This window comes from Rhizobium sp. P43, assembly GCF_056730705.1.
Genome location: NZ_CM161539.1, coordinates 44,815 through 66,954, shown reverse-complemented (window position 1 = coordinate 66,954; position 22,140 = coordinate 44,815). Strand labels below are relative to the sequence as shown.

At 60.9% G+C, this 22,140-nt stretch carries 20 protein-coding genes; 14 read left to right on the top strand and 6 right to left on the bottom strand.

Annotated elements, in window-relative coordinates; all coding sequences use genetic code 11:
• The first annotated feature begins 28 nt into the window (after positions 1-28).
• From AC1PUL_RS00320 to AC1PUL_RS00300, 5 genes are read left to right on the top strand one after another with little or no spacing between them, the layout of a single operon-like run.
• On the top strand, positions 29-1,192 hold the full coding sequence (locus AC1PUL_RS00320) for an isovaleryl-CoA dehydrogenase (protein ID WP_480466070.1): 1,164 nt from the start codon (positions 29-31) through the stop codon (positions 1,190-1,192).
• Positions 1,192-2,787, top strand: a complete 1,596-nt coding sequence (locus AC1PUL_RS00315) for a carboxyl transferase domain-containing protein (RefSeq protein ID WP_480466069.1) — start codon at positions 1,192-1,194, stop codon at positions 2,785-2,787. Before AC1PUL_RS00320 ends, AC1PUL_RS00315 begins: the two co-directional genes overlap by 1 nt.
• A gap of 7 nt (positions 2,788-2,794) precedes the next feature.
• Complete coding sequence (locus AC1PUL_RS00310; RefSeq protein ID WP_480466068.1) at positions 2,795-4,651, top strand: acetyl/propionyl/methylcrotonyl-CoA carboxylase subunit alpha; 1,857 nt, start codon at positions 2,795-2,797, stop codon at positions 4,649-4,651.
• Complete coding sequence (locus AC1PUL_RS00305) at positions 4,651-5,100, top strand: MaoC family dehydratase (protein ID WP_480466067.1); 450 nt, start codon at positions 4,651-4,653, stop codon at positions 5,098-5,100. Before AC1PUL_RS00310 ends, AC1PUL_RS00305 begins: the two co-directional genes overlap by 1 nt.
• A complete protein-coding gene (locus AC1PUL_RS00300; protein ID WP_480466066.1) occupies positions 5,100-5,939 on the top strand; it encodes an HpcH/HpaI aldolase/citrate lyase family protein in 840 nt (279 codons plus the stop codon). The genes AC1PUL_RS00305 and AC1PUL_RS00300 overlap by 1 nt, the downstream gene beginning before the upstream one ends.
• Positions 5,940-5,996: 57 nt before the next feature.
• Here the strand turns inward: AC1PUL_RS00300 and AC1PUL_RS00295 are convergent, their stop codons facing one another.
• From AC1PUL_RS00295 to AC1PUL_RS00275, 5 genes are all read right to left on the bottom strand, one after another.
• Positions 5,997-7,004: an ABC transporter permease gene (locus AC1PUL_RS00295; protein WP_480466065.1), complete on the bottom strand. Its 1,008-nt coding sequence runs from the start codon at positions 7,002-7,004 to the stop codon at positions 5,997-5,999.
• 9 nt (positions 7,005-7,013) lie between these two features.
• A complete protein-coding gene (locus AC1PUL_RS00290) occupies positions 7,014-8,513 on the bottom strand; it encodes a sugar ABC transporter ATP-binding protein (RefSeq protein ID WP_480466064.1) in 1,500 nt (499 codons plus the stop codon).
• A 79-nt stretch (positions 8,514-8,592) separates the two neighbouring features.
• Entirely contained in the window at positions 8,593-9,540 is a 948-nt protein-coding gene (locus AC1PUL_RS00285) for a sugar-binding protein (protein WP_480466063.1), read from the bottom strand.
• A 130-nt stretch (positions 9,541-9,670) separates the two neighbouring features.
• On the bottom strand, positions 9,671-10,663 hold the full coding sequence (locus AC1PUL_RS00280) for a substrate-binding domain-containing protein (protein ID WP_480466062.1): 993 nt from the start codon (positions 10,661-10,663) through the stop codon (positions 9,671-9,673).
• A 41-nt stretch (positions 10,664-10,704) separates the two neighbouring features.
• Entirely contained in the window at positions 10,705-11,685 is a 981-nt protein-coding gene (locus AC1PUL_RS00275; RefSeq protein ID WP_480466061.1) for an NAD-dependent epimerase/dehydratase family protein, read from the bottom strand.
• A gap of 256 nt (positions 11,686-11,941) precedes the next feature.
• Here AC1PUL_RS00275 and AC1PUL_RS00270 point away from each other — a divergent pair, with 256 nt between their 5' ends.
• The 3 genes from AC1PUL_RS00270 to AC1PUL_RS00260 are packed head-to-tail and all read left to right on the top strand — an operon-like array spanning position 11,942 to position 14,640.
• Positions 11,942-12,580 carry an ATP-binding cassette domain-containing protein gene (locus AC1PUL_RS00270; RefSeq protein ID WP_480466060.1) on the top strand — a complete coding sequence of 213 codons (639 nt, stop codon included), beginning with the start codon at positions 11,942-11,944 and terminating at the stop codon, positions 12,578-12,580.
• A gap of 12 nt (positions 12,581-12,592) precedes the next feature.
• Positions 12,593-13,582: an ABC transporter permease gene (locus tag AC1PUL_RS00265; RefSeq protein ID WP_480466059.1), complete on the top strand. Its 990-nt coding sequence runs from the start codon at positions 12,593-12,595 to the stop codon at positions 13,580-13,582.
• A gap of 47 nt (positions 13,583-13,629) precedes the next feature.
• Positions 13,630-14,640 (top strand): LacI family DNA-binding transcriptional regulator, encoded by a 1,011-nt coding sequence (locus AC1PUL_RS00260; protein ID WP_480466058.1) that lies wholly within the window; start codon positions 13,630-13,632, stop codon positions 14,638-14,640.
• Positions 14,641-15,137: 497 nt separating this feature from the next.
• Here AC1PUL_RS00260 and AC1PUL_RS00255 read toward each other — a convergent pair whose 3' ends face one another.
• The gene (locus AC1PUL_RS00255) at positions 15,138-16,160 is read right to left on the bottom strand and encodes a LacI family DNA-binding transcriptional regulator (protein ID WP_480466057.1); all 1,023 of its coding nucleotides are present in this window, start codon (positions 16,158-16,160) and stop codon (positions 15,138-15,140) included.
• Positions 16,161-16,476: 316 nt separating this feature from the next.
• Between AC1PUL_RS00255 and AC1PUL_RS00250 the strand changes: the two genes are divergently transcribed.
• From AC1PUL_RS00250 to AC1PUL_RS00225, 6 genes are all read left to right on the top strand, one after another.
• Positions 16,477-17,763: an ABC transporter substrate-binding protein gene (locus tag AC1PUL_RS00250; RefSeq protein WP_480468437.1), complete on the top strand. Its 1,287-nt coding sequence runs from the start codon at positions 16,477-16,479 to the stop codon at positions 17,761-17,763.
• Positions 17,764-17,973: 210 nt separating this feature from the next.
• Positions 17,974-18,921: a carbohydrate ABC transporter permease gene (locus AC1PUL_RS00245; RefSeq protein WP_480466056.1), complete on the top strand. Its 948-nt coding sequence runs from the start codon at positions 17,974-17,976 to the stop codon at positions 18,919-18,921.
• A complete protein-coding gene (locus tag AC1PUL_RS00240; protein WP_480466055.1) occupies positions 18,918-19,862 on the top strand; it encodes a carbohydrate ABC transporter permease in 945 nt (314 codons plus the stop codon). Before AC1PUL_RS00245 ends, AC1PUL_RS00240 begins: the two co-directional genes overlap by 4 nt.
• A complete protein-coding gene (locus AC1PUL_RS00235; RefSeq protein ID WP_480466054.1) occupies positions 19,859-20,047 on the top strand; it encodes a hypothetical protein in 189 nt (62 codons plus the stop codon). The genes AC1PUL_RS00240 and AC1PUL_RS00235 overlap by 4 nt, the downstream gene beginning before the upstream one ends.
• Before the next feature lie 3 nt (positions 20,048-20,050).
• Entirely contained in the window at positions 20,051-21,148 is a 1,098-nt protein-coding gene (locus AC1PUL_RS00230; RefSeq protein WP_480466053.1) for an ABC transporter ATP-binding protein, read from the top strand.
• Positions 21,141-22,136, top strand: coding sequence for an ABC transporter ATP-binding protein (locus AC1PUL_RS00225; protein ID WP_480466052.1), 996 nt, complete (start codon positions 21,141-21,143; stop codon positions 22,134-22,136). The genes AC1PUL_RS00230 and AC1PUL_RS00225 overlap by 8 nt, the downstream gene beginning before the upstream one ends.
• Positions 22,137-22,140: the final 4 nt, after the last annotated feature.

Genomic DNA, 22,140 nt, shown 5'->3' with positions numbered 1-22,140 from the left:
CATGATCTGAAATCGCAGAGGAAGCCCCATGAACGAATTGGACTTCAGGCTTGGCGAAACGGCGGAGATGATCCGCGACACGACGGCGCGTTTTGCCCGCGAGCGCATCGCACCGATCGCTGCGGACGTCGATAAGCATGATCGTTTCCCGGTCGAACTCTGGCCGGCCATGGGCGCGCTTGGCCTGCATGGCATCACGGTTGCGGAAGCGGACGGCGGTCTCGGCCTTGGCTATCTCGACCATGTCGTTGCCTGCGAGGAAATCAGCCGTGCCTCGGCCTCGGTCGGCCTGTCCTATGGCGCCCATTCCAATCTGTGCATCAACCAGATCGCACGCTGGGGTTCGCATGAGCAGAAGGCGAAATATCTGCCAGGACTGATGTCTGGAGACCATGTCGGCAGCCTTGCCATGTCCGAAGCCGGCGCCGGATCCGACGTCGTCTCCATGCGCCTGCGCGCCGACAGGGTCGAGGGCGGTTTTCGCCTGAACGGCACCAAATTTTGGATCACCAATGCCCCCTATGCCCAAACGCTCGTGGTCTATGCAAAGACGGAGCCGGAGGCTGGGTCGAAAGGCATCACGGCCTTTCTCGTCGAAAAGGATTTCTCCGGCTTCTCGATCGGTCAGAAGATCGACAAGGTTGGAATGCGCGGCTCGCCCACGGCCGAACTCGTTTTCCAGGACTGCTTTGTCCCGCACGAAAACGTCATGGGTCCGCTGAACGGCGGGGCGAAGGTCCTGATGTCCGGCCTCGACTACGAGCGGGTCGTGCTTTCGGGAATCCAGCTCGGCATCATGCAGGCCTGCCTCGACGTCGTCCTGCCTTATGTCAGGGAGCGCAAACAATTCGGCAAACCGATCGGCAGCTTCCAGCTGATGCAGGCCAAGATCGCCGACATGGTCGTGGCACTGAACTCCGCCCGCGCCTATGTCTATGCCGTGGCGCGGGCCTGTGATGCCGGCCAGACGACACGCCAGGATGCGGCCGGCACAATTCTCTATGCCTCGGAAAGCGCCGTGAAGGTGGCCGAACAGGCGATCCAGGCCCTGGGCGGTGCGGGTTACACCAAGGATTGGCCCGTCGAGCGCTACTGGCGCGATGCAAAGCTCCTCGATATCGGCGCGGGCACCAACGAGGTACGCCGGATGCTGATCGGCCGGGAAGTGATTGGCGCGGGAGGGATAAGCTAATGCCGATACTCTCGACCCTACTCGACCGCGACAGCGAAGGTTTCAACGCCAATGCGACCCGCAACCGCGCCCTGGTCGAGGAACTGCGGTCCAAGGTATCAACCGCAGCACTCGGCGGGGCTGAAAGCCATCGCCAGCGTCATGTCGCGCGCGGCAAGCTTCTTCCCCGGGATCGGGTGTTGCGGCTCCTCGATCCCAGCTCTCCCTTCCTGGAGATCGGGCAACTGGCCGCCGGTGGCATGTATGGCGACGAGGCCCCGGGCGCCGGCATGATCACCGGCATCGGGCGCGTCTCCGGTCGCGAATGCATGATCATCGCCCATGATCCGACGGTGAAGGGCGGCGCCTATTTCCCGATGACGGTAAAGAAGCATCTGAGAGCCCAGGAAATCGCTTGGGAAAACCGCCTGCCCTGCATCTATCTGGTGGATTCCGGCGGCGCCAACCTGCCGCACCAGGCCGAGGTCTTCCCCGACCGCGATCATTTTGGCCGGATCTTCTACAATCAGGCGCAGATGTCTGCCGCCGGTATTCCACAGATCGCCTGCGTCATGGGAAGCTGCACGGCAGGCGGCGCCTATGTGCCGGCTATGTCCGACGAAACGGTGATCGTCCGCAATCAGGGCACCATCTTTCTCGCCGGCCCACCCCTGGTCAAGGCCGCAACCGGCGAGGTGATCTCGGCAGAGGAGTTGGGCGGGGCTGATGTGCATGGCCGCAAGTCCGGCCTGGTCGACCATGTGGCCGAGAACGACGAACACGCGCTTCTGATCGTGCGCGACATTGTCGCGACACTGAACCGGCCGAAAACGGTGGACATCGAGCTGGCCAAGCCGCGCCCCCCCCTGTTCGACCCGAGTGAACTCTACGGCGTGATCCCGCAGGACCTGCGCACACCCTATGACGTGCGCGAGGTGATCGCCCGTCTCGTGGATGGTTCCGAACTGCAGGAGTTCAAGCCGCTTTACGGAACCACGCTTGTCTGCGGTTTCGCCCATCTCTGGGGCATTCCGATTGCCATCCTCGCCAACAATGGCGTCCTGTTTTCCGAGAGTGCCCTGAAGGGTGCCCATTTCATCGAACTCGCCTGCCAGAGGCGGATCCCTCTGCTTTTCCTGCAAAATATTTCCGGCTTCATGGTCGGCGGGAAATACGAGGCGGAAGGCATCGCCAAGCATGGCGCCAAGCTGGTGACGGCGGTCTCCTGCGCGCAGGTGCCGAAGATCACCGTGCTGATCGGCGGCAGTTTCGGGGCCGGCAATTACGGCATGTGCGGTCGCGCCTTTCAGCCACGCTTCCTGTTCAGCTGGCCGAATGCCCGCATCTCCGTCATGGGAGGGGAGCAGGCCGCCTCTGTCCTGGCGACCGTCCATCGCGACGCCGAAAGTTGGACGGCTGAGGAGGCCGAAGCCTTCAAGGCGCCGATCCGCCAGAAATACGAGGACGAAGGCAACCCCTATTACGCGACAGCCCGGATGTGGGATGACGGCATCATCGACCCCGCCCAGACCCGTGACGTGCTTGGCCTTGCCTTTTCCGCAACGCTGAACGCCCCGATCCCCGAGCGGGCGCAGTTCGGCATTTTCCGGATGTGAGGCGAGGATGATCGAAAGCTTGTTGATCGCCAATCGTGGTGAAATCGCCCGGCGGATCATTCGCACGGCAAGGCGGCTCGGCGTCCGAACGATTGCGGTCCATTCGGACGTCGATGCCGGCATGGCCTTCGTGCGCGAGGCAGATGAGGCGCTGCCGATCGGTCCGGCGCCCGCACGCGACAGCTATCTGCGTCAGGACCGCATCCTGGAAGCCGCGAAGAAAAGCGGCGCCAGGGCCATCCATCCGGGTTATGGCTTCCTGTCGGAAAATGCCGAGTTTGCCGAAGCCGTGATGGCCGAGGGCCTCGTCTGGGTTGGGGCGCCACCGGCGGCCATCAGGGCCATGGGCCTGAAAGATGCCGCCAAACAACGGATGATCGCAGCCGGCGTGCCGGTAACACCCGGTTATCTCGGGGAAGACCAGAGCCCGGAACGACTGCAGCGCGAGGCCGATGCCATCGGCTATCCGGTGCTGATCAAGGCGGTGGCCGGCGGCGGCGGCAAGGGCATGCGTCGCCTCGAGCGGGCGGAGGATTTTGCGACAGCCCTCGCCAGTTGCCGGCGCGAAGCAGCATCTTCCTTCGGTGATGACCGCGTACTGATCGAGAAATACATCCTCTCGCCGCGTCATATCGAAGTGCAGGTATTCGGTGACACCAAAGGCAATGTCGTGCATCTCTTCGAACGCGACTGCTCGCTGCAACGCCGGCACCAGAAGGTGATCGAGGAAGCACCCGCGCCCGGCATGGATGCCGTAACCCGGGATGCGGTCTGCCAGGCGGCCGTCAAGGCGGCCCGCGCGGTCGATTATGTCGGCGCAGGTACGATCGAGTTCATCGCCGACGCCTCCGAGGGCCTGCGCGCTGACCGCATCTGGTTCATGGAAATGAACACGCGTCTCCAGGTCGAGCATCCCGTGACCGAGGCGATTACCGGACAGGATCTGGTCGAGTGGCAATTGCGCATTGCCTCGGGCGAGCCTCTGCCCTTGCAACAGGATCAGCTCGCGATCCATGGCTGGGCCATGGAAGCCCGGCTTTATGCGGAAAATCCCGCAACCGGTTTCCTGCCGTCGATCGGCCGTCTCGACCATCTGCAACTGCCGGAGACACTGCGCATCGACAGCGGCGTCGAACAGGGCGACGAGGTCACCGCGCATTACGACCCGATGCTGGCCAAACTCATCAGCCACGGCGCCAGCCGGCAAGAGGCAGCCCGCAAGGTTGGCGAAGCCGTCGGCCAGGTCGAGATCTGGCCGGTGCACAGCAATGCCGGTTTCCTCGCCCGCACGCTCCGCCATCCGGACTTCCTGGCTGGTGCCGTCGACACAGGCTTCATCGAGCGACATGCCAAAGACCTGGTACCTCCGGACGAACCAGCTGAAGTGGTTTTGCAAGCCGCTGCCAGGGCCCTGTTGCCGAAACAATCGCAGGAGGTCTGGACCATGCTGACGGGATTTCGCCTCAATGCCGAAGTCGACCGACAGATAGCCGTCGACGTGGGAAAGCGGCCCTATCTGGTTCAGGTGAACTCGGCGCAGCCGACCGTCCGAACGGAAAACGGCGTCGCTTTCCATGATGGCGTCGCCTGGGAGTTCGCAGCACCACGCGCCGGGCAAGCTGGTCATGGTGGAGGCTCCGGCGACGGCGCCGTCATCGCGCCGATGCCGGGCATCATCATCGCCGTATCCGTTGCGAAGGGTGACCTGGTCAAGCGCGGTCAGCCGCTGGTCGCCATCGAAGCCATGAAAATGGAACAGGTGCTCCATGCACCGTTCGATGGCACAGTGGCAGACCTGAAAGCCTGCCTTGGCAACCAGGTGGTCGAAGGCAGCCTGCTCGTCAGGATCGAAGGAGATGTATGATGGCAGGACGCTATTTTGACGACTGGACAGTGGGTGACAGGATCTCTCACGAGATCCGGCGCACGGTCACCGAAACGGACAACCTCCTGTTCACGCTGATGACCCACAACCCGCAACCGCTGCATCTCGATGTCGAAGCGGCGAAGGCGAGCGAATTCGGCCAGATCCTCGTCAACGGCACCTTCACCTTTTCGCTGATGGTGGGCCTTTCGGTGGGCGATACCACCCTCGGCACGCTAGTCGCCAATCTCGGTTATGACAAACTCGCCATGCCGAAACCTGTGTTCATCGGCGATACGATGCGGGCCGAAACAGAAATTGCAGACTTGCGGGAAAGCAGATCGCGCCCGGCCGCCGGCATCGTCACCTTCAGACATGAACTCTTCAATCAGCGCAACGAACTGGTCTGCCACTGCCTGCGCTCCGCACTTGTTTCGCGGAGGCCGTAATGAGACTGCGCTCCCTGCTGTTTGTCCCGGGCGACAGACCCGATCGCATGGAAAAGGCGCTAAGCTACGGCGCCGATGCCCTGATCCTTGACCTTGAGGATTCCGTGACATCTGACGCCAAGCCGGCGGCTCGGCTGGCGACGGCCAATTTCCTCCGTCAGGCCAGAGGCAGGATCCCGCTTCTCGTCCGCATCAACCCGCTCGACAGCGACCTCCTGGATGACGATCTCGCAGCGATCCTCGAAGTGCCGCCGGAGGGGCTGGTGCTCCCGAAAGCGGAGGGTGCCTCAAGCGTCGAGGCCCTGAGCGCAAAAGCGCCCGGCATCCCCATCCTGCCGATCGCCACCGAGACGCCGGCTGCGATCTTCCAACTGGGCTCCTATGCATCGGTCAAGCATCAGCTTCTCGGCCTGACCTGGGGCGCAGAAGATCTGCCCGCCGCTATCGGCGGGCTTGGCGCACGCGATGAGACGGGCCACTATACCGCCCCTTACGAACTCGCCCGCTCGCTGACCCTGTTCGGCGCCCATGCGGCGGGGATACCCGCCATCGACACGGTCTTTCCCGACATCGGCAACTCAGATGGTTTGACAGCCTATGCCAAGCGCGCCCGCTTCGACGGCTTCAGCGGCATGATGGCAATCCATCCCACCCAAATTCCCGTGATCAACCAGGCCTTCACGCCGACCGAGGAGGAACTGGCACAAGCGCAAGCCATCATCGACGCCTTCGCGGCCGACCCCGGCAAGGGAGCGATCCAATATGCCGGTCGTATGATCGACGCACCGCATCTCAAACAGGCAAGACGCCTGATTGATTCTGCCGAAGAGAACCCTTGATTGCAGCTGGCGTCTCTGATGCAGTCATCATCGTCGATCAAGAATTCCTTACAGCCATCATGAGTTTGGCGACGGCATCCGCGAAGCTTCCACGAATGAAGAACGAGTGGCAGAGTGATGTCGCTTCTGTCGATAGGCCTGAAACTGGGTATCGGCAATCACGCCGATCAGGATCACCGCACCCATGACCGCGAAGTTGAGCGACGAGGGAATGCCGAGCAGGTTGACCAGGTTCTGTAGCATCTGCAGCAAGATCACCCCGAGCACCACGCCGATGATCGATCCCTCGCCACCCCTCAAGGAAAATCCGCCCAAGACGGCCGCCGCAATGGCATAAAGCTCATAGAAGTTACCATGCGAAGACGGCTGGACGGACTTCGTATACATGGCGAAAAATACCGCCGAGATGCCTGTTAGGAAGGTACAGAGCACATAAGCGCTCACGATCACGCGTTTGGTATCGATGCCGGAATAGCGTGCCGCTTCCTCGTTCTTACCCACGGCCAGCAGATGTCGGCCAAAGACAGTCCGATGGAGCAGGAACCAGGCCAGGATGGCGAAGATCGCAAAGGCGATGACTGAATGCGGAACGCCAGCCGTGCGGCCCGCAAACACGAATTCGAGTGTCGGCAGATCGGTGCCGAAGGTAAAGCCTGCGGTTCCGTCCCGCGTATAGAAGCGCGCAATGCCCCGGTAAATCAGCAGACCGCACAGCGTGACCACAAAGGGCTGCAGCTTCAGCCGCGTGATCAGCCAGCCATGCAGCAATCCGATCACCACCGACAGCACCATGACGATGCCGAGCGCGACAGGCCAGGGCACACCATGGGAGGCGATCAGGTCGATGAAGATTACACCGAGCAGGGCAATCACCGAACCGATGGAAAGCTCGATCCCTGCCGTCACGATGACGAAAGCTTCGGCAATCGAAAACAAACCGAACAGGCCGATCAGATTGGCCGTATTGGCAAGGTTGATGGGTGAAATGAAGCGCGGATTGACCATCGTGACTATCGCAGCGACGACCAGAACCAGGACGGCAAGTCCGATGTCTTTCTTGTGCATGGAAATCTCCTATCCAACTGCCAGCCTGAGGATCGCCTCTTCTGTCACCTCGGCACGCGACAGCACCCCGGCAATTGCGCCCTGACGCATGACGGCGACGCGTGTCGAGACGCCGATCACCTCCTCCATGTCGGAGGAGATCATCAGGATGGCAGCACCGCTTTCCGCCAGGTCCCGCATCAAACGATAGACCTCCGCCTTGGCACCGACATCGATGCCGCGCGTCGGCTCATCGAGAATGATCAGCTTCGGGCCGAGACCGAGCCATTTCGCCAGAACCACCTTCTGCTGGTTGCCTCCCGACAGTTCGCTGACAGCCCGATCGAGCCGCCTTGCGCGGATCGAAAGCCGCTGGCGGAAGCGATCGGCAACTGCCGTCTCCGCCTTGCGATCGACGAAGCCGGCCCGCGCAATGGCTGAGAGGTTCGGCATGACGACATTCTCAGCCAGCGAAAAGTCGAGGAACAGGCCCTCGGATTTGCGATCCTCCGGTACGAGGCAGATGCCGGCCGCAATCGCCGCCGGAACCGATCCAGACTGGAGCCTGAGACCGGCCATCTCGACATCTCCGTCCTGAACGGGATCGATCCCGAACAGGGCCCGGGCCAATTCCGTGCGCCCCGCCCCAACGAGCCCGGCAAGTCCGACAATCTCGCCACGACGGACCTCCAGATCGACCACGGCATCGGGATTGGCCTGTGTGCGCAAGCCCGTCGTCCTGAGGACGACATCACCGGGCTCAATGTCTCGCGGTGTGTAGAATTGCGTAACGTCGCGCCCGATCATCAGGCGCACCATGGCGTCGCGATTGATGTCGCTTCGGCCCAGCTCGCCGGCATTGCACCCGTCCCGAAGTCCTACCACCCGGTCGGCGACCTCTTCGACTTCGGTGAGGCGGTGGGTGATAAAGAGGATCGCTACTCCCTCCGAACGCAAGCGCCGAATAACCTCCAGCAGCCGCTGGGTTTCCGCAAGCGTCAGGCTTGAGGTCGGCTCGTCCAGGATCAACAGCCGGACATTGACCGACAGCGCTTTTGCGATCTCCATCAATTGCTGGTCCGCCAGCGAGAGCTCAGAGGCAGGCGTCGATGGCTGGAAGCGAGCACCGAGCATGTCGAGCAGCGGTTGAACACGCTTCACCATCCCCGCCTGATCGATGAATCCGAAGGGCCTGCGGCGCAACTCGCGCCCGAGCAGGACATTACCGGCCACATCGAGATTGGCGAACGGGTTCAGTTCCTGATGGACGAAGGCGATCCCGTGGCTCAATGCCTCCGCTGGCGTCAGATGCGAGACAACGGCCCCGTCAATGACGATTTCGCCCTCATCCGGCGAAATGGCTCCACCAAGCACCTTCATCAGCGTCGATTTGCCGGCACCGTTTTCGCCGATCAGCCCGACGACTTCACCACCGCGGATTCCGAGCGAAACGCGATTGATCGCAACGGCGCTGGGATAGATCTTCGTAATGCCGAGAAGATCTAGGCTTATAGGCGCGGCAGCAGGCATGGACGGAAGACCCTCGGCTGAAAGGAATGTACCTGCGCGGACCCGGAGTGTCCGCGCAGGTCGCTGACCAGCTGGCTTCTCAGCCGCCGATCCGCTCCTTGAGCTGCTTTTCGAAGGCATCGACATTCGATTTGTCGATGACCTGCGTCGGCACAATGATCAGCCCGTCGGCGGGCACCTGGGACTTGTCGCCCTTAAGATATGCCGCCATCAGCTTCATGCCCTGGTAACCCCACTGATAGGGGTCCTGGACGACCGTACCGGCGAAGCTGCCTTCACGAACGGCACCGAGCGTGACCGGATCTTCGTCGAAGGCAATGACAGTGACGGCGCCGAGCTTGCCGGCGGCCTGCAGGGCCTCATAGATCTTGGGCGGGTTGTAGGAATAGAAGCCGACCATGCAGTCGATCTCCGGATTGGCGGCAAGCACGTCGTCCACATTCGAGCGGGCCCGGGCGAAATCGACATCGTCCCCGCGCACATCGACGAGTTCAATCGACTTGCCTTCCACAGCCTGTTTAAAGCCGGCAATACGCTCCTTGGCATTGTCGGCCCCGAGGAAGCCAACGAAGCCCATGCACTTGCCGCCATTCGGCAGGGCCTTGACGGCGATCTCTCCTGCCTGCACGCCGGCAAGCGTATTCGATGAACCGAGATAGGCGATACGCTTCGACTGCGGTGCATCGCTGTCCGTTGTGAAGAGCGGGACCTGATCGGCGATCCGGTTGAAGGCATCGACGGAATTCTTCGGATCGGCCGACGAGATCATGATCGCATCGGTTCCTGCGGCAACAAGATCGTCCATCAGGGCGTTCTGAAGGGCTGCGGTGCCCTGTGCGGGATAGCGGAACTGCAGTTCGAAATCGGGAAGCTCGGCCTGCGCTGCCTTGACACCGGCTTCAGCCAGCTTCCAGAAATCAGACGCGGCATTGACGACGAAGGCAAGCGCCTGCTTGTCCTGTGCCACGGTTGGGGTGGCGGCCATGGCGATGATGGCCGCAGCAGCAGTGATTGTCAGTCTTTTCATGATGTCCTCCCGCAGCCCTCTCCTCTTAGGCTGCCTCTTGTTGATGGGCAGCAGCCGACACGCGGCGCTTTCACGCCGCTGGCTGCCGTATGCGGAAGGGACGAGGGAGCGTGCTCTCTCGCCCCTCTGATCAATTGTCCTTGCAGAAGCCCGGATCTTCGGCGTTGCAGACGTCGAGACCGGTGAAGAGCGGATCGTCGACCTTGTCGCCGTTGATCAGCTGGATCATCACGTCAGGCGCCTTGTAACCCATCTCGAAGGGCCGCTGGCCGATCTGGGCATGGCTGCGTCCTTCGCGGAAGGCCTGGGTTTGCGGCGGCAGCGTATCACCGGCGACGATCACCAGCTCCTTGGACTTGAGCTTGTCCATCACCTGGTCGGTCACCTGGGTATAGGCCTGCGGCGCAAACTGCGCCCAGCCCCCGATCAGGATGAAGGCATCCAGATCCGGATTGGCCGTGAACACATCCGACATCTGCTGATTGGCAAGGTCCGCCTGGTCATTGGTGTAGACAGGGCAACCCCCGATTTCCGTCCAGCCGTTTTGACCGGTAAGCCGCTCGACATCCTTGGCCCCGGCGATCGTGTCGCGGAAACCCTGAGCCCGGGCATTGATGTTGGCGGCGGCGACATTGCCGAGCTGCAGGCAAACCGAACCGCCCTCGGCCTTCAGCTTTTTCGCCTCTTCGGCCATCTTGACGCCCATCAGATAGTTGTCGGTGCCAAGATAGGTCTTGCGCAAGGCGTGATCCGCCTCAAGCAGGTCGGCATCGACCGTCATGACCGGGACAGTCGGGGCGATCTCGCGAATGCGGTTCGCCATAGCAGGTGCATTCGAGGGCGAAATCGCGATCGCTGCGACGCCGCGGGTCAGAAGATCGTCCACGATCTGGACTGCGCCAGCTTCGTCAGCCGACGACGCAGGCCCCGTATAGAGGCACTCGTATTCGCTGTCGGGATTTTCCGACATCCACTTCTTGCAGCCGAGATTGATCTGCTCGAAGAACGGATTGTCGAGACCCTTTACCACGATGGCCAGGGTCTTCTTGCCCTCTGCAGCGCTTTCGCCTGCGACCAACATGAGAATAGGTATTGCAGTGAATGCCAGATATCTGAGTTTCATCGCCTTTCTCCTCCTCCTAATCGCCGACAAAGCCCTCCTGCTCAGCCGGGATACCAAATGATGCGTGGATCATCGTCCGCACGCCGGTAGCTCCAGGCGCGCTCGATCATGTCTTTGAGGCCGACTTCCGGGCGCCAGCCGAGAACCAGGCGGGCCTTCGAATTGTCGAGCCAGTTGCTGTGAAAGCCTGTCGATATGTCGTGGCGCTGCGTCTGACCGTCCGCCTCCAGGAGGTCTGCGACGGCGCCATAATCGACCGGCTCGTCCATGGTGATGTTGAAGAGCTCGCCATAGGCGGCCGGATTGTCGAGGGCCGCGATGATAGCTTTCACGAGATCATCGACATGGATGAAATTTCGCTTCAGATAGCTGCCATTGCGATCAAGCATGACCGGCAGCCTGCGGCTTTGTCTCAAGGACGCCAATTCTTCGGCACTGACCAGTCCCGCCCATGCAGGCCCGCCGAACTGCTCGCCATCCAGCGCGAAAGCCGAGCGGAAATCATCCTTCTCCATGATCCACGGGGCGCGAAGCGTCGTCCAGGCGATCGCCTCCTGGATCCCAAACTGCTCCAGCATGGTTTCTTCAAGCACCTTCGTGAGCGCATAGACACCGCGATAGGCGCGCTTGGGTGATACTTCCGTGATCGGCTCTGCATAAGCCTGGAACATGTGACCCACGACGCAGTCACCGCTGAGCAGCATGAATTGCTGGCGGGTCGACAGTCGGCTGAAGCGGTCAAGCAACAGATAAAGCCCCTTGAGCGCGACATCGATCGCCTGATCGGGCGTCTCCTTGACGGCCGCCAGATGCAGAACATGCGTGACGCCCTCAAGCGCCAAAGCCACGACTTGCGGATCTGCGACAGAGCCCTTCACCACCGACACTCGCGGGTGCGGAGCCAGCTCCCTGTTGTTGCAGAGTACCACGACCTCCCAGGCCGCAAAGCGCGGATGCGCCAGGAATGACGGCAAGAAAGCCTGCCCCACCTTTCCGGTGGCGCCCGTCACGAGCAACCGCATCCAACGCCTCCCTGTTTTCGTTCTCCAGTTGCGCAATTAATATTTAGTAATAATATTAAGTCAAGCATCATTAATATCAATTTGCGCGAACCAGACTTGCGAGCTATGGTGATCGTGGGATGCCATCGTGGGATCAGCCGAGGGAGGGCGGAGCGTGTCACGACTATCATTGCATGCGATTTCAAAGAGTTATGGTGCGATTCAAGCACTGTCGCGGGTCAGCCTGACAATCGAACCCGGAGAAGTTCTGGGGCTGATGGGAGACAACGGCGCCGGCAAAAGCACGCTAGTGAAGATCATCGCCGGCAATTTTCCGCCCTCGACCGGCGAAATCCGCATCGATGATCAACACGTCGCCTTTCACAACCCTCGGGATGCACAGCGACACGGAATTGAGGTCGTCTACCAGGACCTCGCGCTCTGCGACAATCTCTCGGCCGCCTCGAATGTCTTTCTGGGGCGCGAGACCATGCGTAAGCTCGGACCGCTGCGCTACATCGATTATGCCAACATGAACCGTGTCGCAGCAGGCCTCTTCAAGCAGCTGAAATCGGAAACGCGACCCCGCGACCTCGTGCGCCGCATGTCGGGCGGACAACGCCAGGCAGTGGCAATCGCGCGCACCCTCTTGTCACAGCCGAAGATCGTCATGATGGACGAGCCGACGGCGGCGATTTCTGTTCGCCAGGTGGCCGAAGTCCTGGATGTCATCCGCAGACTTCGGGATCAGGGCATCAGCGTGATTCTGATCAGCCACCGCATGCCCGACGTTTTCGGCGTATCCGACCGGATCGCCGTTTTGAGACGGGGCGAACTGGTCGCGAGCAAACGCGCGGATCGCTCGTCACCGGAAGAGGTGACGGGCTTGATCACCGGCGCCATCGAAGCTGCATAAGGGGGAAATGCCATGACAACTCTGGAAGACGTCATCGCCCGAAGCGAGCATCGGAGCTGGGTATCACGGATCTCGAGCCAGCAATTGTTCTGGGTTTTCCTGGCGGCCATTCTCGCATGTCTGGCACTCAGCCTGCTGACGGACAGCTTCGCCACAGAACGAAACCTCTTTAATGTTGCTCGCAACTTCGCCTTCGTCGCCATCATCGCCATCGGCATGACGGCAGTGATTGCCTCGGGCGGCATTGATCTCTCGGTCGGTTCCACCGTGGTCCTAAGCGCCATGGTGATCAGCGTCACCATGGAAGCTGGCACGCCGTTTCTCGTGGCTGCCCCGCTGGCCCTTATTGCCGCAATCATGGTCGGAATTCTGAACGGCGTTCTCGTCGCCTATGCGGGAATGCCACCCTTCGTCGTCACGCTCGGCACCCTTTCGGCCGCGCGCTCGCTGGCCATGGTCCTTTCCGACAACAAGATGATCTGGAACTTTGGACCGGACCACGATCTGTTGATCTGGGTCGGCGGTGGCTCGACGCTCGGCATCCCCCATCCCCTTTACGTGCTGGCGGCACTTACCCTCATCATGTCGCTGGTTTTCAAATGGACGCGCTGGGGCCAGCACCTCTTTGCCATCGGCAGCAATGAGAACGCCGCCCTTCTTACCGGCATTCCGGTCCGCCGGATGAAGGTCAGCATCTACATGTTTTCAGCGCTCACGGCAGGGCTGGCCGGCATTCTGATGGCGGGCTGGCTGGGCAGCGTGACCACCAATCTCGGACAGGCCATGGAACTGACGGTAATCGCGGCTGCCGTCATCGGCGGCGCCAATCTGGCCGGCGGCGAGGGCAATGCTCTCGGTGCCGTAGTCGGAGCCCTGTTGATAGAGGTTATTCGCAACTCTCTGATCCTGCTCGGCATCTCGACATTCTGGCAAGGAATGTTCATAGGTACCTTCATTGTGGTCGCCGTAGCCTTCGACCGCGTCCGGCACTTTCGGTCCTAACGCGGAAAAACACTTCGGAAACCACGGTGTTCGCGATGGAGAATGCCTTGAAACCGACGATGATGGACGTGGCCGCGCTGGCGCGCGTATCGCAGGCGACCGTATCCCTCATCCTCAACGGCAGTTCAGGCGCCCGCTTCAGCGAAGCCACCCGCAAACGGGTCTTCGACGCGGCGGAAGAGCTCGGCTATCGGCTTGCCAACAAATCGACCGCGAGCTCCTCAGCCGGCGCGACGAACGCAAACAAGGTGATCGTCTTCGCCGTCGACGAACTGACGACCGATCCCTGGATGTCGATGGCCTTCGAAGGCGCCCGTGAAAAGGCGCTCGAACTTGGAATCATCGTGACGCTCGGCGTGTTCCGAAAGGGCGAAGACCCCGACGGTGGCATCTTTTCGATTTGCGATGGACAGACGCTTGTCGGCTATATCTTCGGCACGATCCTGACGCGCAAGATCGATCCGGCCGAGCCTCTTCTGAAGGTGCCTTCTGTTCTGGTCAATTGCTATGACCAGGAGCGCCGCCTGCCTTCGATCCTGCCCGGCGACATTGCGGGTGGACGGGCGGCAACCGAGCGGCTGATCGCAGCCGGCCGTAAACGGATCGCCCTGATCAATGGCCAGGAAGGCCTCGACAATCCGCGCGACCGTCTGCGCGGCTACAAGCAGGCCCTGGCCAGCAATGATCTCGCTTACGATCCTGAACTCGTCCAATACGGCAACTGGGAGCCCTCCTCGGGATACGAGAAGACCCATGCCCTGATGAAGATGAAGAACCCGCCGGACGGCATCTTCTGCGCCAACGACCTGATGGCGCTTGGCTGCATTGAGGCCCTGAAGGAACTCGGCAAGTCTATCCCTAAAGACGTCTCCGTGGTCGGCTTCGACAACAGAGACATCGCCCAGTTCACCATGCCGCCGCTGACCACCTTTCATTTGCCGATGTTCGAGATGGGCTCCATGGCCGTCGAGTTGCTTTCGGACATGGCCGGCGGCCTGACCAGCTCACACGATCAGTTGAAGGTAGAATGCCGACTGGTCGAGCGCCAATCCGCCTGAGCCAGACCAACATCGCCCGAAAGCGCTGCGTTGTACTACAATAGACACTCGACGGGACGACAGTCTGTCACGGCTTATCCTCACCAGCAACTTTCAGCCGTGCGATCAGCCATCGCGCGGCGGGACCCGGCAAGCGATCTCGCAGTCTTCTATGGCCTCGCCGGCTTCACCAAGGTCTCCACCGCCCCGCCGACTTCATCACGATGGGTACGGCCTATGCGGCCGACGCTACCGCCGCGCCGCTGCTGTTCATCGGCACCGCCGAGAGGCTCGGCGTCCTCGGCCTCCTGCTGCGGGGCCTCACCAAGCTCAGGCGATCGAACGGTTAGATACTGACAAACGCGGAAGTGGCACCTCTTTTCTATTCTGCTGCGCGACCTGTGAATGCAGGAGATCGCATTGAGCGGAGTGCAACTGTCGATGGGAGGGTTACCCGTGAAGCGGCGGATAGCATCCCAATTCAAATACCTGCCGCCCAGTCCGCGCCTTCCACACCCTCAAAGGTTTTCCTTCAGCAGGATCTCGATGCGGATCTTTTCCTGGGCCGCCAGGGGTTCGCGGGCATCCGATCGGGCGCGCATGATGCGGATGGCACTGCGAACCGCATGGCCAGGATCCTGGGCGATGACTGCATCGATCAGGTCGTCACGCAACGCCTGTTCGGTAAAGGGCGTTCTCTCGTGGACAACGACGGCAATTCCCCCCAGCTCCACGTTTCCGGCAGCGGCCAGGATCGGCGTGCGTGCCTCGGCGCTGAGAACATAGATCCCGGAAATGTCGCGATTGCCGGCGAGCACACGAGCAACCACCTGGCGCGTCCGCGCCTGGTCGGCGTGGGTTTCAATCGACGGAAGACAGGTGAGGTGCGGAAAGGCGTTGTTGATCACCTGATCGAAACCGAGGCGGCGCTGAATGCTGTCGAGTGACTGCATGGTCTCAGCGATCACCATCACCTTTCCGGGCTGGGTCCCCGCCAGCATGCCCATAAGCTTCCCGGCAGTCGCGCCGGCCGCGAAATTGTCGATGCCCACAAAGTCAGCTTCTGGCAGCTTTTCCTGGCCCGACAGGAATTGCACGACCTTGATATTGCGCTCCAGGAGTCGGGCCATGGCGTCTCGCACCTGAGGCGATTCAGGCGCCATCACAGCCACACCGTCAATTGTCTCCTTGTCGAGACTGGAAAGAAGTTTGGCGAGGCCATGCGCATCGTCGATTTCGATCTGACGGTACGAGATCTCGGTGAGGTCACCCTTGAGGGCGCTCGTCAGCTCCTCCACATGCCGCAGCAATTCCATCAGATAGAGGTCGCCGCTATTCGGCAAGAGAAAGAGGAAGCGGTAGACCTTGTTGCGGGCAAGACTGACGGCGGCCGGATTGCGGACGAAGCCGATCCGCTCGATGGCATCGTTGACCAATCGGGCCGCCTTCGGGCTCACATTCGGGCGGTCGTTCAAGACACGATCGACAGTCGCAAGGCTGACACCGGCAGCCTCGGCCAGATCTTTCGCTGTTGGACGCATGACGAGTTCCTGCTGATTTCCGCCTCCCCGAGCTTTCCTTCAAAACGAAACAAAACGCAAGAATTGATGTGCGCACCTCAAAAAATGCTTGCTTTGAGGTGCGCACATCAATTAGCGTTGAGCTCGGTTCAGGGTGGCGCATGGGATGCGGCCTGTTCCACTGGAGGAGGTCGGCCAGGGATGAGGGTCCGGAGCCGGCATTTGGCCCGCAAGGGCGTTTCGCCATCCGTTGGAGACCGGACGGCGCTGGGAGGATGACATGATGAAATCGCTTTACGTGAAAGGCCTGCTTGCTGCCGGGACGGTCGCCTGCTCGATGGGTTTCGGCACAGTGATGGCGCATGCCGACGAAAAGGAACTGACGCTCTGCTGGGCCGCATGGGACCCGGCGAACGCACTCGTCGAACTCAGCAAGGACTTCGAGGCATCGTCCGGCATCAAGATGAAATTTGAGTTCGTCCCGTGGCCGAACTTCGCCGACCGCATGCTCAATGAACTCAACTCGGGCGGCAAGCTTTGCGACCTGATGATCGGCGACAGCCAGTGGATCGGCGGCGCCGCCGAGAACGGCTGGTATGTGAAGCTTAACGACTTCTTCGACAAGGAAGGCATCAAGATGGATGCCTTCGTGCCGGCGACCGTCACGGGCTATTCGGAATGGCCGAAGAACACCCCGAACTACTGGTCGCTTCCTGCCTTCGGCGACGTCGTCGGGTGGACCTACCGTAAGGACTGGTTCGAGCGCCCGGAAATCCAGACCGCCTTCAAGGAAAAATACGGTCGCGACCTGACACCGCCGGCAACCTTTGACGAATTGAAGCAGGTCGCGGAATTCTTCCAGGGCCGCGAGATCGACGGCAAGACCGTCTACGGCGCCTCGATCTACACCGAGCGTGGCTCGGAAGGTATCACCATGGGCGTGATGGACGTGCTCTACAGCTATGGCTTCAAGTACGACAATCCGGAAAAGCCTTATGAGATGGAAGGCTTCGTCAATTCGGAAGGCGCCGTGAAGGGCCTCGAATTCTACAAGTCGCTCTATGATTGCTGCGTCGCGCCGGGCACGTCGAACACCTACATGGGCGAAGGCATTGATGCCTACAAGTCGGGCCAGGTCGCCATGCAGATGAACTTCGCCTTCACCTGGCCGGGCTTCGAGGCTGACCCCAATGTCGGCGGCGGCAAGACCGGTTATCTGGTCAACCCTGCAGGTCCCGGCGGCGAGCAGTTCGCCCAGCTCGGCGGTCAGGGCATCTCGGTCGTTGCCAACACCGACAACATGGATGGCGCACTGGCCTACATCAAATGGTTCGCCCAGAAGGACGTGCAGGACAAGTGGTGGTCCATGGGTGGCTTCTCCTGCCTGCGTGCCGTGGTGGAGGACCCGAACTTCGCCAAGAGCCAGCCTTACGCACAGACCTTCCTCGACAGCATGGCAATCGTGAAGGATTTCTGGGCTGAGCCGTCCTATGCGACGCTCCTCCAGGCTTCGCAGAAGCGCTTCCATGACTATGTCGTTGCCGGCAACGGAACTGCGAAGGAAGCGCTGGACGGGCTGATAGCCGACTGGACGGAAACCTTCGAGGACGAAGGCAAACTCTGACACACGAAAGATCGGGTTCCCGGACCTCGTTTGGGCGCCCCCTCAATCTCTCCTCCGGCGGTGTCGGGGGAGAGACCTGAAGCCAGCGTTGCCGCCGGCGCCGATCTCTGAAACCCTTCAAGACTGCCGGCACAACCCGAACTTTGCCTCATGACGAGGGACAAGGCACGGCACGCGGCTGCCGTCGGAAACGCCAGATGGACCCGGACGATGATCGACACACCCACAGACCGCCTCGCCCGCGCGACGCCAGAACCAGTTGCCAGGCGCATCCGCGGGCTGAGTGACCGGACCATAGCTTGGATCTTTGTGGCCCCTACGATCTTCCTGCTTCTCGCAGTCAACATTTTCCCGCTGATCTGGACGATACGTCTGTCGTTTACGAACTTCGCGGCGAACAAGCCCAACGCCGAGGTCAAATGGGTCGGCTTGCGCAACTACGAGCGCATCCTTACCGACGCCGACACCTGGGCAAACATGCAGACGACGGCGCATTTCCTCATCTGGACGATCTTCTTCCAGGTGCTGATCGGCTTTTCACTCGCCTGGTTGATCAACCGCAAGTTCAAGGGCAATGACCTTCTGACGACACTGATCGTCATCCCGATGATGCTGTCGCCTGCCGTCGTTGGGAACTTCTGGACCTTTCTCTACCAGCCGCAGATCGGCCTGGTGAACTACGCCGTCGAATTCCTGACGGGCATTCCCGCCGACAGTTTTTCGATGCTTGGGCCCGGTGGCTGGGCCCGCTGGGCGATCGTCATCGTCGATACCTGGATGTGGACGCCTTTCGTGATGCTCATCTGCCTCGCCGGCCTGCGCTCCATCCCCGACTACATCTATGAGGCAGCGGAAGTCGATCGCGCGTCCAAATGGCGGCAGTTTTGGACAATCACACTGCCGATGGCGCTGCCGTTCCTGATGCTTGCGGTCCTGTTCCGCGGCATCGAAAACTTCCGGATGTTCGACCTCGTTGTCCTGCTGACCGGCGGCGGACCGGGAGACCAGACGTTGCTCGCCTCGATCGACCTCAAACGCGAGGCCTTCGAGAAGTGGCGAACAGGCTATTCCAGCGCCTATGCGATCATTCTTTTCGTCACGGTATTCGGCCTCGCCTCCATCTATGTGAAGGCACTGAACAAGGTGAAAGAACGATGAGTGCCCATTCCGTCACCGAACCGTCGCCAGCATCGAAGTGGCTTGCCGGTCTCCTGGTTGCCATCTACGCGGTAATCACGCTGATGCCGCTGCTCTGGATCATTTCGACCAGCTTCAAGTCTGGTCCGGACTCGATCAGCTATCCGCCGAAGGTCGTCTTCCAGCCGACGCTTGAAGGCTATGTGAACCTCTTTACGACGCAATCGCGTCCCTCGGCGGAAGACCTCGCCAAACTGCCAGCACCGACCACCTGGTATGACCAGATCACCCGTGAGCGAGGCATGATCATCTCGGGCCCGTCGCGCTTTGGCCAGCGGTTTCTGAATTCGGTCATCATCGGCTTCGGCTCGACCTTCCTGTCGATCTTCCTCGGGACACTCGCCTCCTACGCATTCAGCCGATTCAGGGTACCGCTGAAGGATGACCTGCTCTTCTTCATCCTCTCGACCCGCATGATGCCGCCGATCGCGGTCGCCATCCCGATCTACCTGATGTTCCGTCAGCTCGGACTTTCGGACACGCACCTCGGCATGATCCTGCTCTATACGGCGGTCAACCTGTCGCTGTCGGTCTGGCTGCTGAAGGGGTTCATCGATGAAATCCCGCGTGAATACGAGGAGGCCGCACTGATCGACGGCTACACCCGCTTCCAGGCCTTCTACAAAGTCGTCTTGCCGCAGGCCGCAACCGGTATTGCTTCGACGGCGATCTTCTGCCTGATCTTCGCCTGGAACGAGTATGCTTTCGCCGTCCTGCTGACGAGTGGCAATGCCCAGACGGCACCGCCCTTCATCCCGACCATCCTGTCGGTCGGTGGCGGTATCGACTGGCCGGCCGTTGCCGCAGCGGCGACCCTGTTTCTCATGCCCGTCGTTGTCTTCACTGTGCTGCTGCGCAAGCATTTGCTCCGTGGCATCACTTTCGGAGCCGTGCGCAAATGATGAATTTCCTGATGAGACTCCGCCGGTTCCGCCGGTCCGAATGGGAAATGCTTGCATCGGCTCTGATCGCATTGGGAGTGGTCATGCTGATGCAGCCGCTCTCGCTCACTCTCTTTACCTACTCCTTTCCGGTAACGCTGATCGGAACCGTCATGTTCATCGTCGTCAGTCATTTTCCGGAGTAAGTCATGGCCCAGATTCGCGTTGAAAACCTGCGCAAGGACTTCGGAGCCTTCAATGCGGTAAAGTCCTCCACCTTCACCGTCGAGGACGGCGAGTTCTTCATGCTGCTCGGCCCGTCCGGCTGTGGCAAGACGACGACGCTGCGGATGATGGCAGGTCTCGAACTGCCGACCAGCGGCGAGATTTACATCGGCGGCGAGGAGGTCGGCATGAAGCGCGCAAGCGAGCGCGACATCGCCTTCGTCTTTCAGATGTTTGCGCTCTATCCGCATATGAACGTGCGCAAGAACATCTCCTATCCCCTGGTCAGCCAGGGCTACTCTCGGCCCGAAGTCGATCGCCGCGTCGCCGAGGTCGCCCGTATTCTGCAGATCGAATCCATCCTCGACAAACCGGTCGGCGGCCTTTCCGGCGGTGACCGACAGCGCGTAGCACTGGGCCGTGCGATCGTGCGCCAGCCCAAGGCCTTCTTCATGGACGAGCCGCTTGGCGCACTCGATGCGGAATTCCGCGAGCATATGGCAGAGGAGCTCCGCGCCCTGCATGACCGCATGGGCGCAACCACCGTCTACGTCACCCATGACCAGCTGGAGGCCATGCAGATGGGCGACAAGATCGTCGTCATGAACCATGGCGTGATCGAGCAATTCGGCAAGCCGCAGCAGATCTATGACTGGCCGGCAACCAAGTTCGTGGCGAAGTTCATCGGATCGCCGCCGATGTCATTCCTGGAGTTTGAAGGTGCGATCGACGAAGGAGGCAATACGGTGATGATCTGCGGATCTCACATCGAGGTTCCCAGATCCCGCGAAGGCCGCAAGGGTGCGCTGACTCTCGGCGTCAGGCCGGAACATGTGCGCCTGTCGGATGCCGCCGGTCTTCGCGGACGGGTGGCCGCCGTCGAATATCTCGGCACTACACAGATTGTCACGGTCGAGACCGCACACGGAGAGATCAAGGCGCGAACGGCGTCGAGCCATGCGATCCGAACGGATGCCTCCGTCGGGCTTGAATTCGACCGTCGCTCCCTCACCCTGTTCGACGCGAAGAGCGGAAGGGCCCTCGTGTCCGAAGCCAATGAAGGAGTGCTGAGCCGTGGCTGAAGTCGTCCTTTCCAGCATCAGCAAATCGTTTGGCGCCACCCGGGCGCTCGACGACGTGACGATGACCATACCGGACGGCTCATTCGTGGTGCTTCTCGGCCCGACCGGCGCCGGGAAAACCACGCTGCTACGTCTAGTTTCCGGCCTTGAGACACAGGACGGCGGCGACATCAAGATTGGCGGCGAGTCCATGGCGGGGCTCACACCCGCGCAACGCAATGTCGCGATGGTCTTTCAGCAATATTCGCTGTATCCGCACATGACCGTGCGGCAAAATCTCGAATTTCCGCTGAAGTCGCCCCTGTTGCGCACGCCGCAGGCGGAGATCGAGCAGAAGGTAAAAGCGATCGCCGAGATGCTGCAGATCGGCCACAAGCTCGACAACAGAGCAACTGCCCTCTCGGGCGGCGAGATGCAGCGCGTGTCGATCGGCCGGGCACTGGTGCGCAACCCTCAGATCTATCTGATGGACGAGCCGCTGAGTTCGCTGGACGCGAAACTACGCGCAGACCTTCGGGTCGAATTGAAGAACATCCAGGCCCGCTCTGGTGCCACCTTCCTTTACGTGACCCATGACCAGATCGAGGCCATGACCATGGCAACCCATGTCGGCGTACTCAAGGAAGGACGCCTGGTGCAATTCGGATCGCCGCGGGAGATCTACGAAACACCCGTCAGCATCTATGCCGCGACCCGGCTTGGTCAGCCGCGGATCAACGTTTTGCCCGCAAACATCTTCCCCGGAGCACCAGAACGGGCCCACTCGATAGGGCTGCGGCCAGAGCACATCCGCCAGGGAGAGGGCCAGGAAGCGCATGTGGTCAGGGTCGAGCATCTCGGCGACCAGACGCGCCTTCATATCACTCTGGGCGAACACCCGATCATCACCGTCACCGATGCCCATACCGCCCTCAAGGGCGGCGACATCATCAAAATCCAGCCGCACAAGCCGCTCTATTTCGATGCGGCCGGAATGCGCCTCGTTTAAGGGA

Bases quoted from the DNA above. Each gene is read 5' to 3' on its own strand.
- AC1PUL_RS00245 (WP_480466056.1), top strand. From the start codon at position 17,974: ATGATCGACACACCCACAGACCGCCTCGCCCGCGCGACGCCAGAACCA.
- AC1PUL_RS00305 (WP_480466067.1), top strand. From the start codon at position 4,651: ATGGCAGGACGCTATTTTGACGACTGGACAGTGGGTGACAGGATCTCT.
- AC1PUL_RS00320 (WP_480466070.1), top strand. From the start codon at position 29: ATGAACGAATTGGACTTCAGGCTTGGCGAAACGGCGGAGATGATCCGC.
- AC1PUL_RS00265 (WP_480466059.1), top strand. From the start codon at position 12,593: ATGACAACTCTGGAAGACGTCATCGCCCGAAGCGAGCATCGGAGCTGG.
- AC1PUL_RS00230 (WP_480466053.1), top strand. From the start codon at position 20,051: ATGGCCCAGATTCGCGTTGAAAACCTGCGCAAGGACTTCGGAGCCTTC.
- AC1PUL_RS00295 (WP_480466065.1), bottom strand. From the start codon at position 7,004: ATGCACAAGAAAGACATCGGACTTGCCGTCCTGGTTCTGGTCGTCGCT.
- AC1PUL_RS00235 (WP_480466054.1), top strand. From the start codon at position 19,859: ATGATGAATTTCCTGATGAGACTCCGCCGGTTCCGCCGGTCCGAATGG.
- AC1PUL_RS00290 (WP_480466064.1), bottom strand. From the start codon at position 8,513: ATGCCTGCTGCCGCGCCTATAAGCCTAGATCTTCTCGGCATTACGAAG.
- AC1PUL_RS00285 (WP_480466063.1), bottom strand. From the start codon at position 9,540: ATGAAAAGACTGACAATCACTGCTGCTGCGGCCATCATCGCCATGGCC.
- AC1PUL_RS00310 (WP_480466068.1), top strand. From the start codon at position 2,795: ATGATCGAAAGCTTGTTGATCGCCAATCGTGGTGAAATCGCCCGGCGG.
- AC1PUL_RS00255 (WP_480466057.1), bottom strand. From the start codon at position 16,160: ATGCGTCCAACAGCGAAAGATCTGGCCGAGGCTGCCGGTGTCAGCCTT.
- AC1PUL_RS00250 (WP_480468437.1), top strand. From the start codon at position 16,477: ATGGGTTTCGGCACAGTGATGGCGCATGCCGACGAAAAGGAACTGACG.
- AC1PUL_RS00300 (WP_480466066.1), top strand. From the start codon at position 5,100: ATGAGACTGCGCTCCCTGCTGTTTGTCCCGGGCGACAGACCCGATCGC.
- AC1PUL_RS00315 (WP_480466069.1), top strand. From the start codon at position 1,192: ATGCCGATACTCTCGACCCTACTCGACCGCGACAGCGAAGGTTTCAAC.
- AC1PUL_RS00240 (WP_480466055.1), top strand. From the start codon at position 18,918: ATGAGTGCCCATTCCGTCACCGAACCGTCGCCAGCATCGAAGTGGCTT.
- AC1PUL_RS00280 (WP_480466062.1), bottom strand. From the start codon at position 10,663: ATGAAACTCAGATATCTGGCATTCACTGCAATACCTATTCTCATGTTG.
- AC1PUL_RS00275 (WP_480466061.1), bottom strand. From the start codon at position 11,685: ATGCGGTTGCTCGTGACGGGCGCCACCGGAAAGGTGGGGCAGGCTTTC.
- AC1PUL_RS00270 (WP_480466060.1), top strand. From the start codon at position 11,942: ATGGGAGACAACGGCGCCGGCAAAAGCACGCTAGTGAAGATCATCGCC.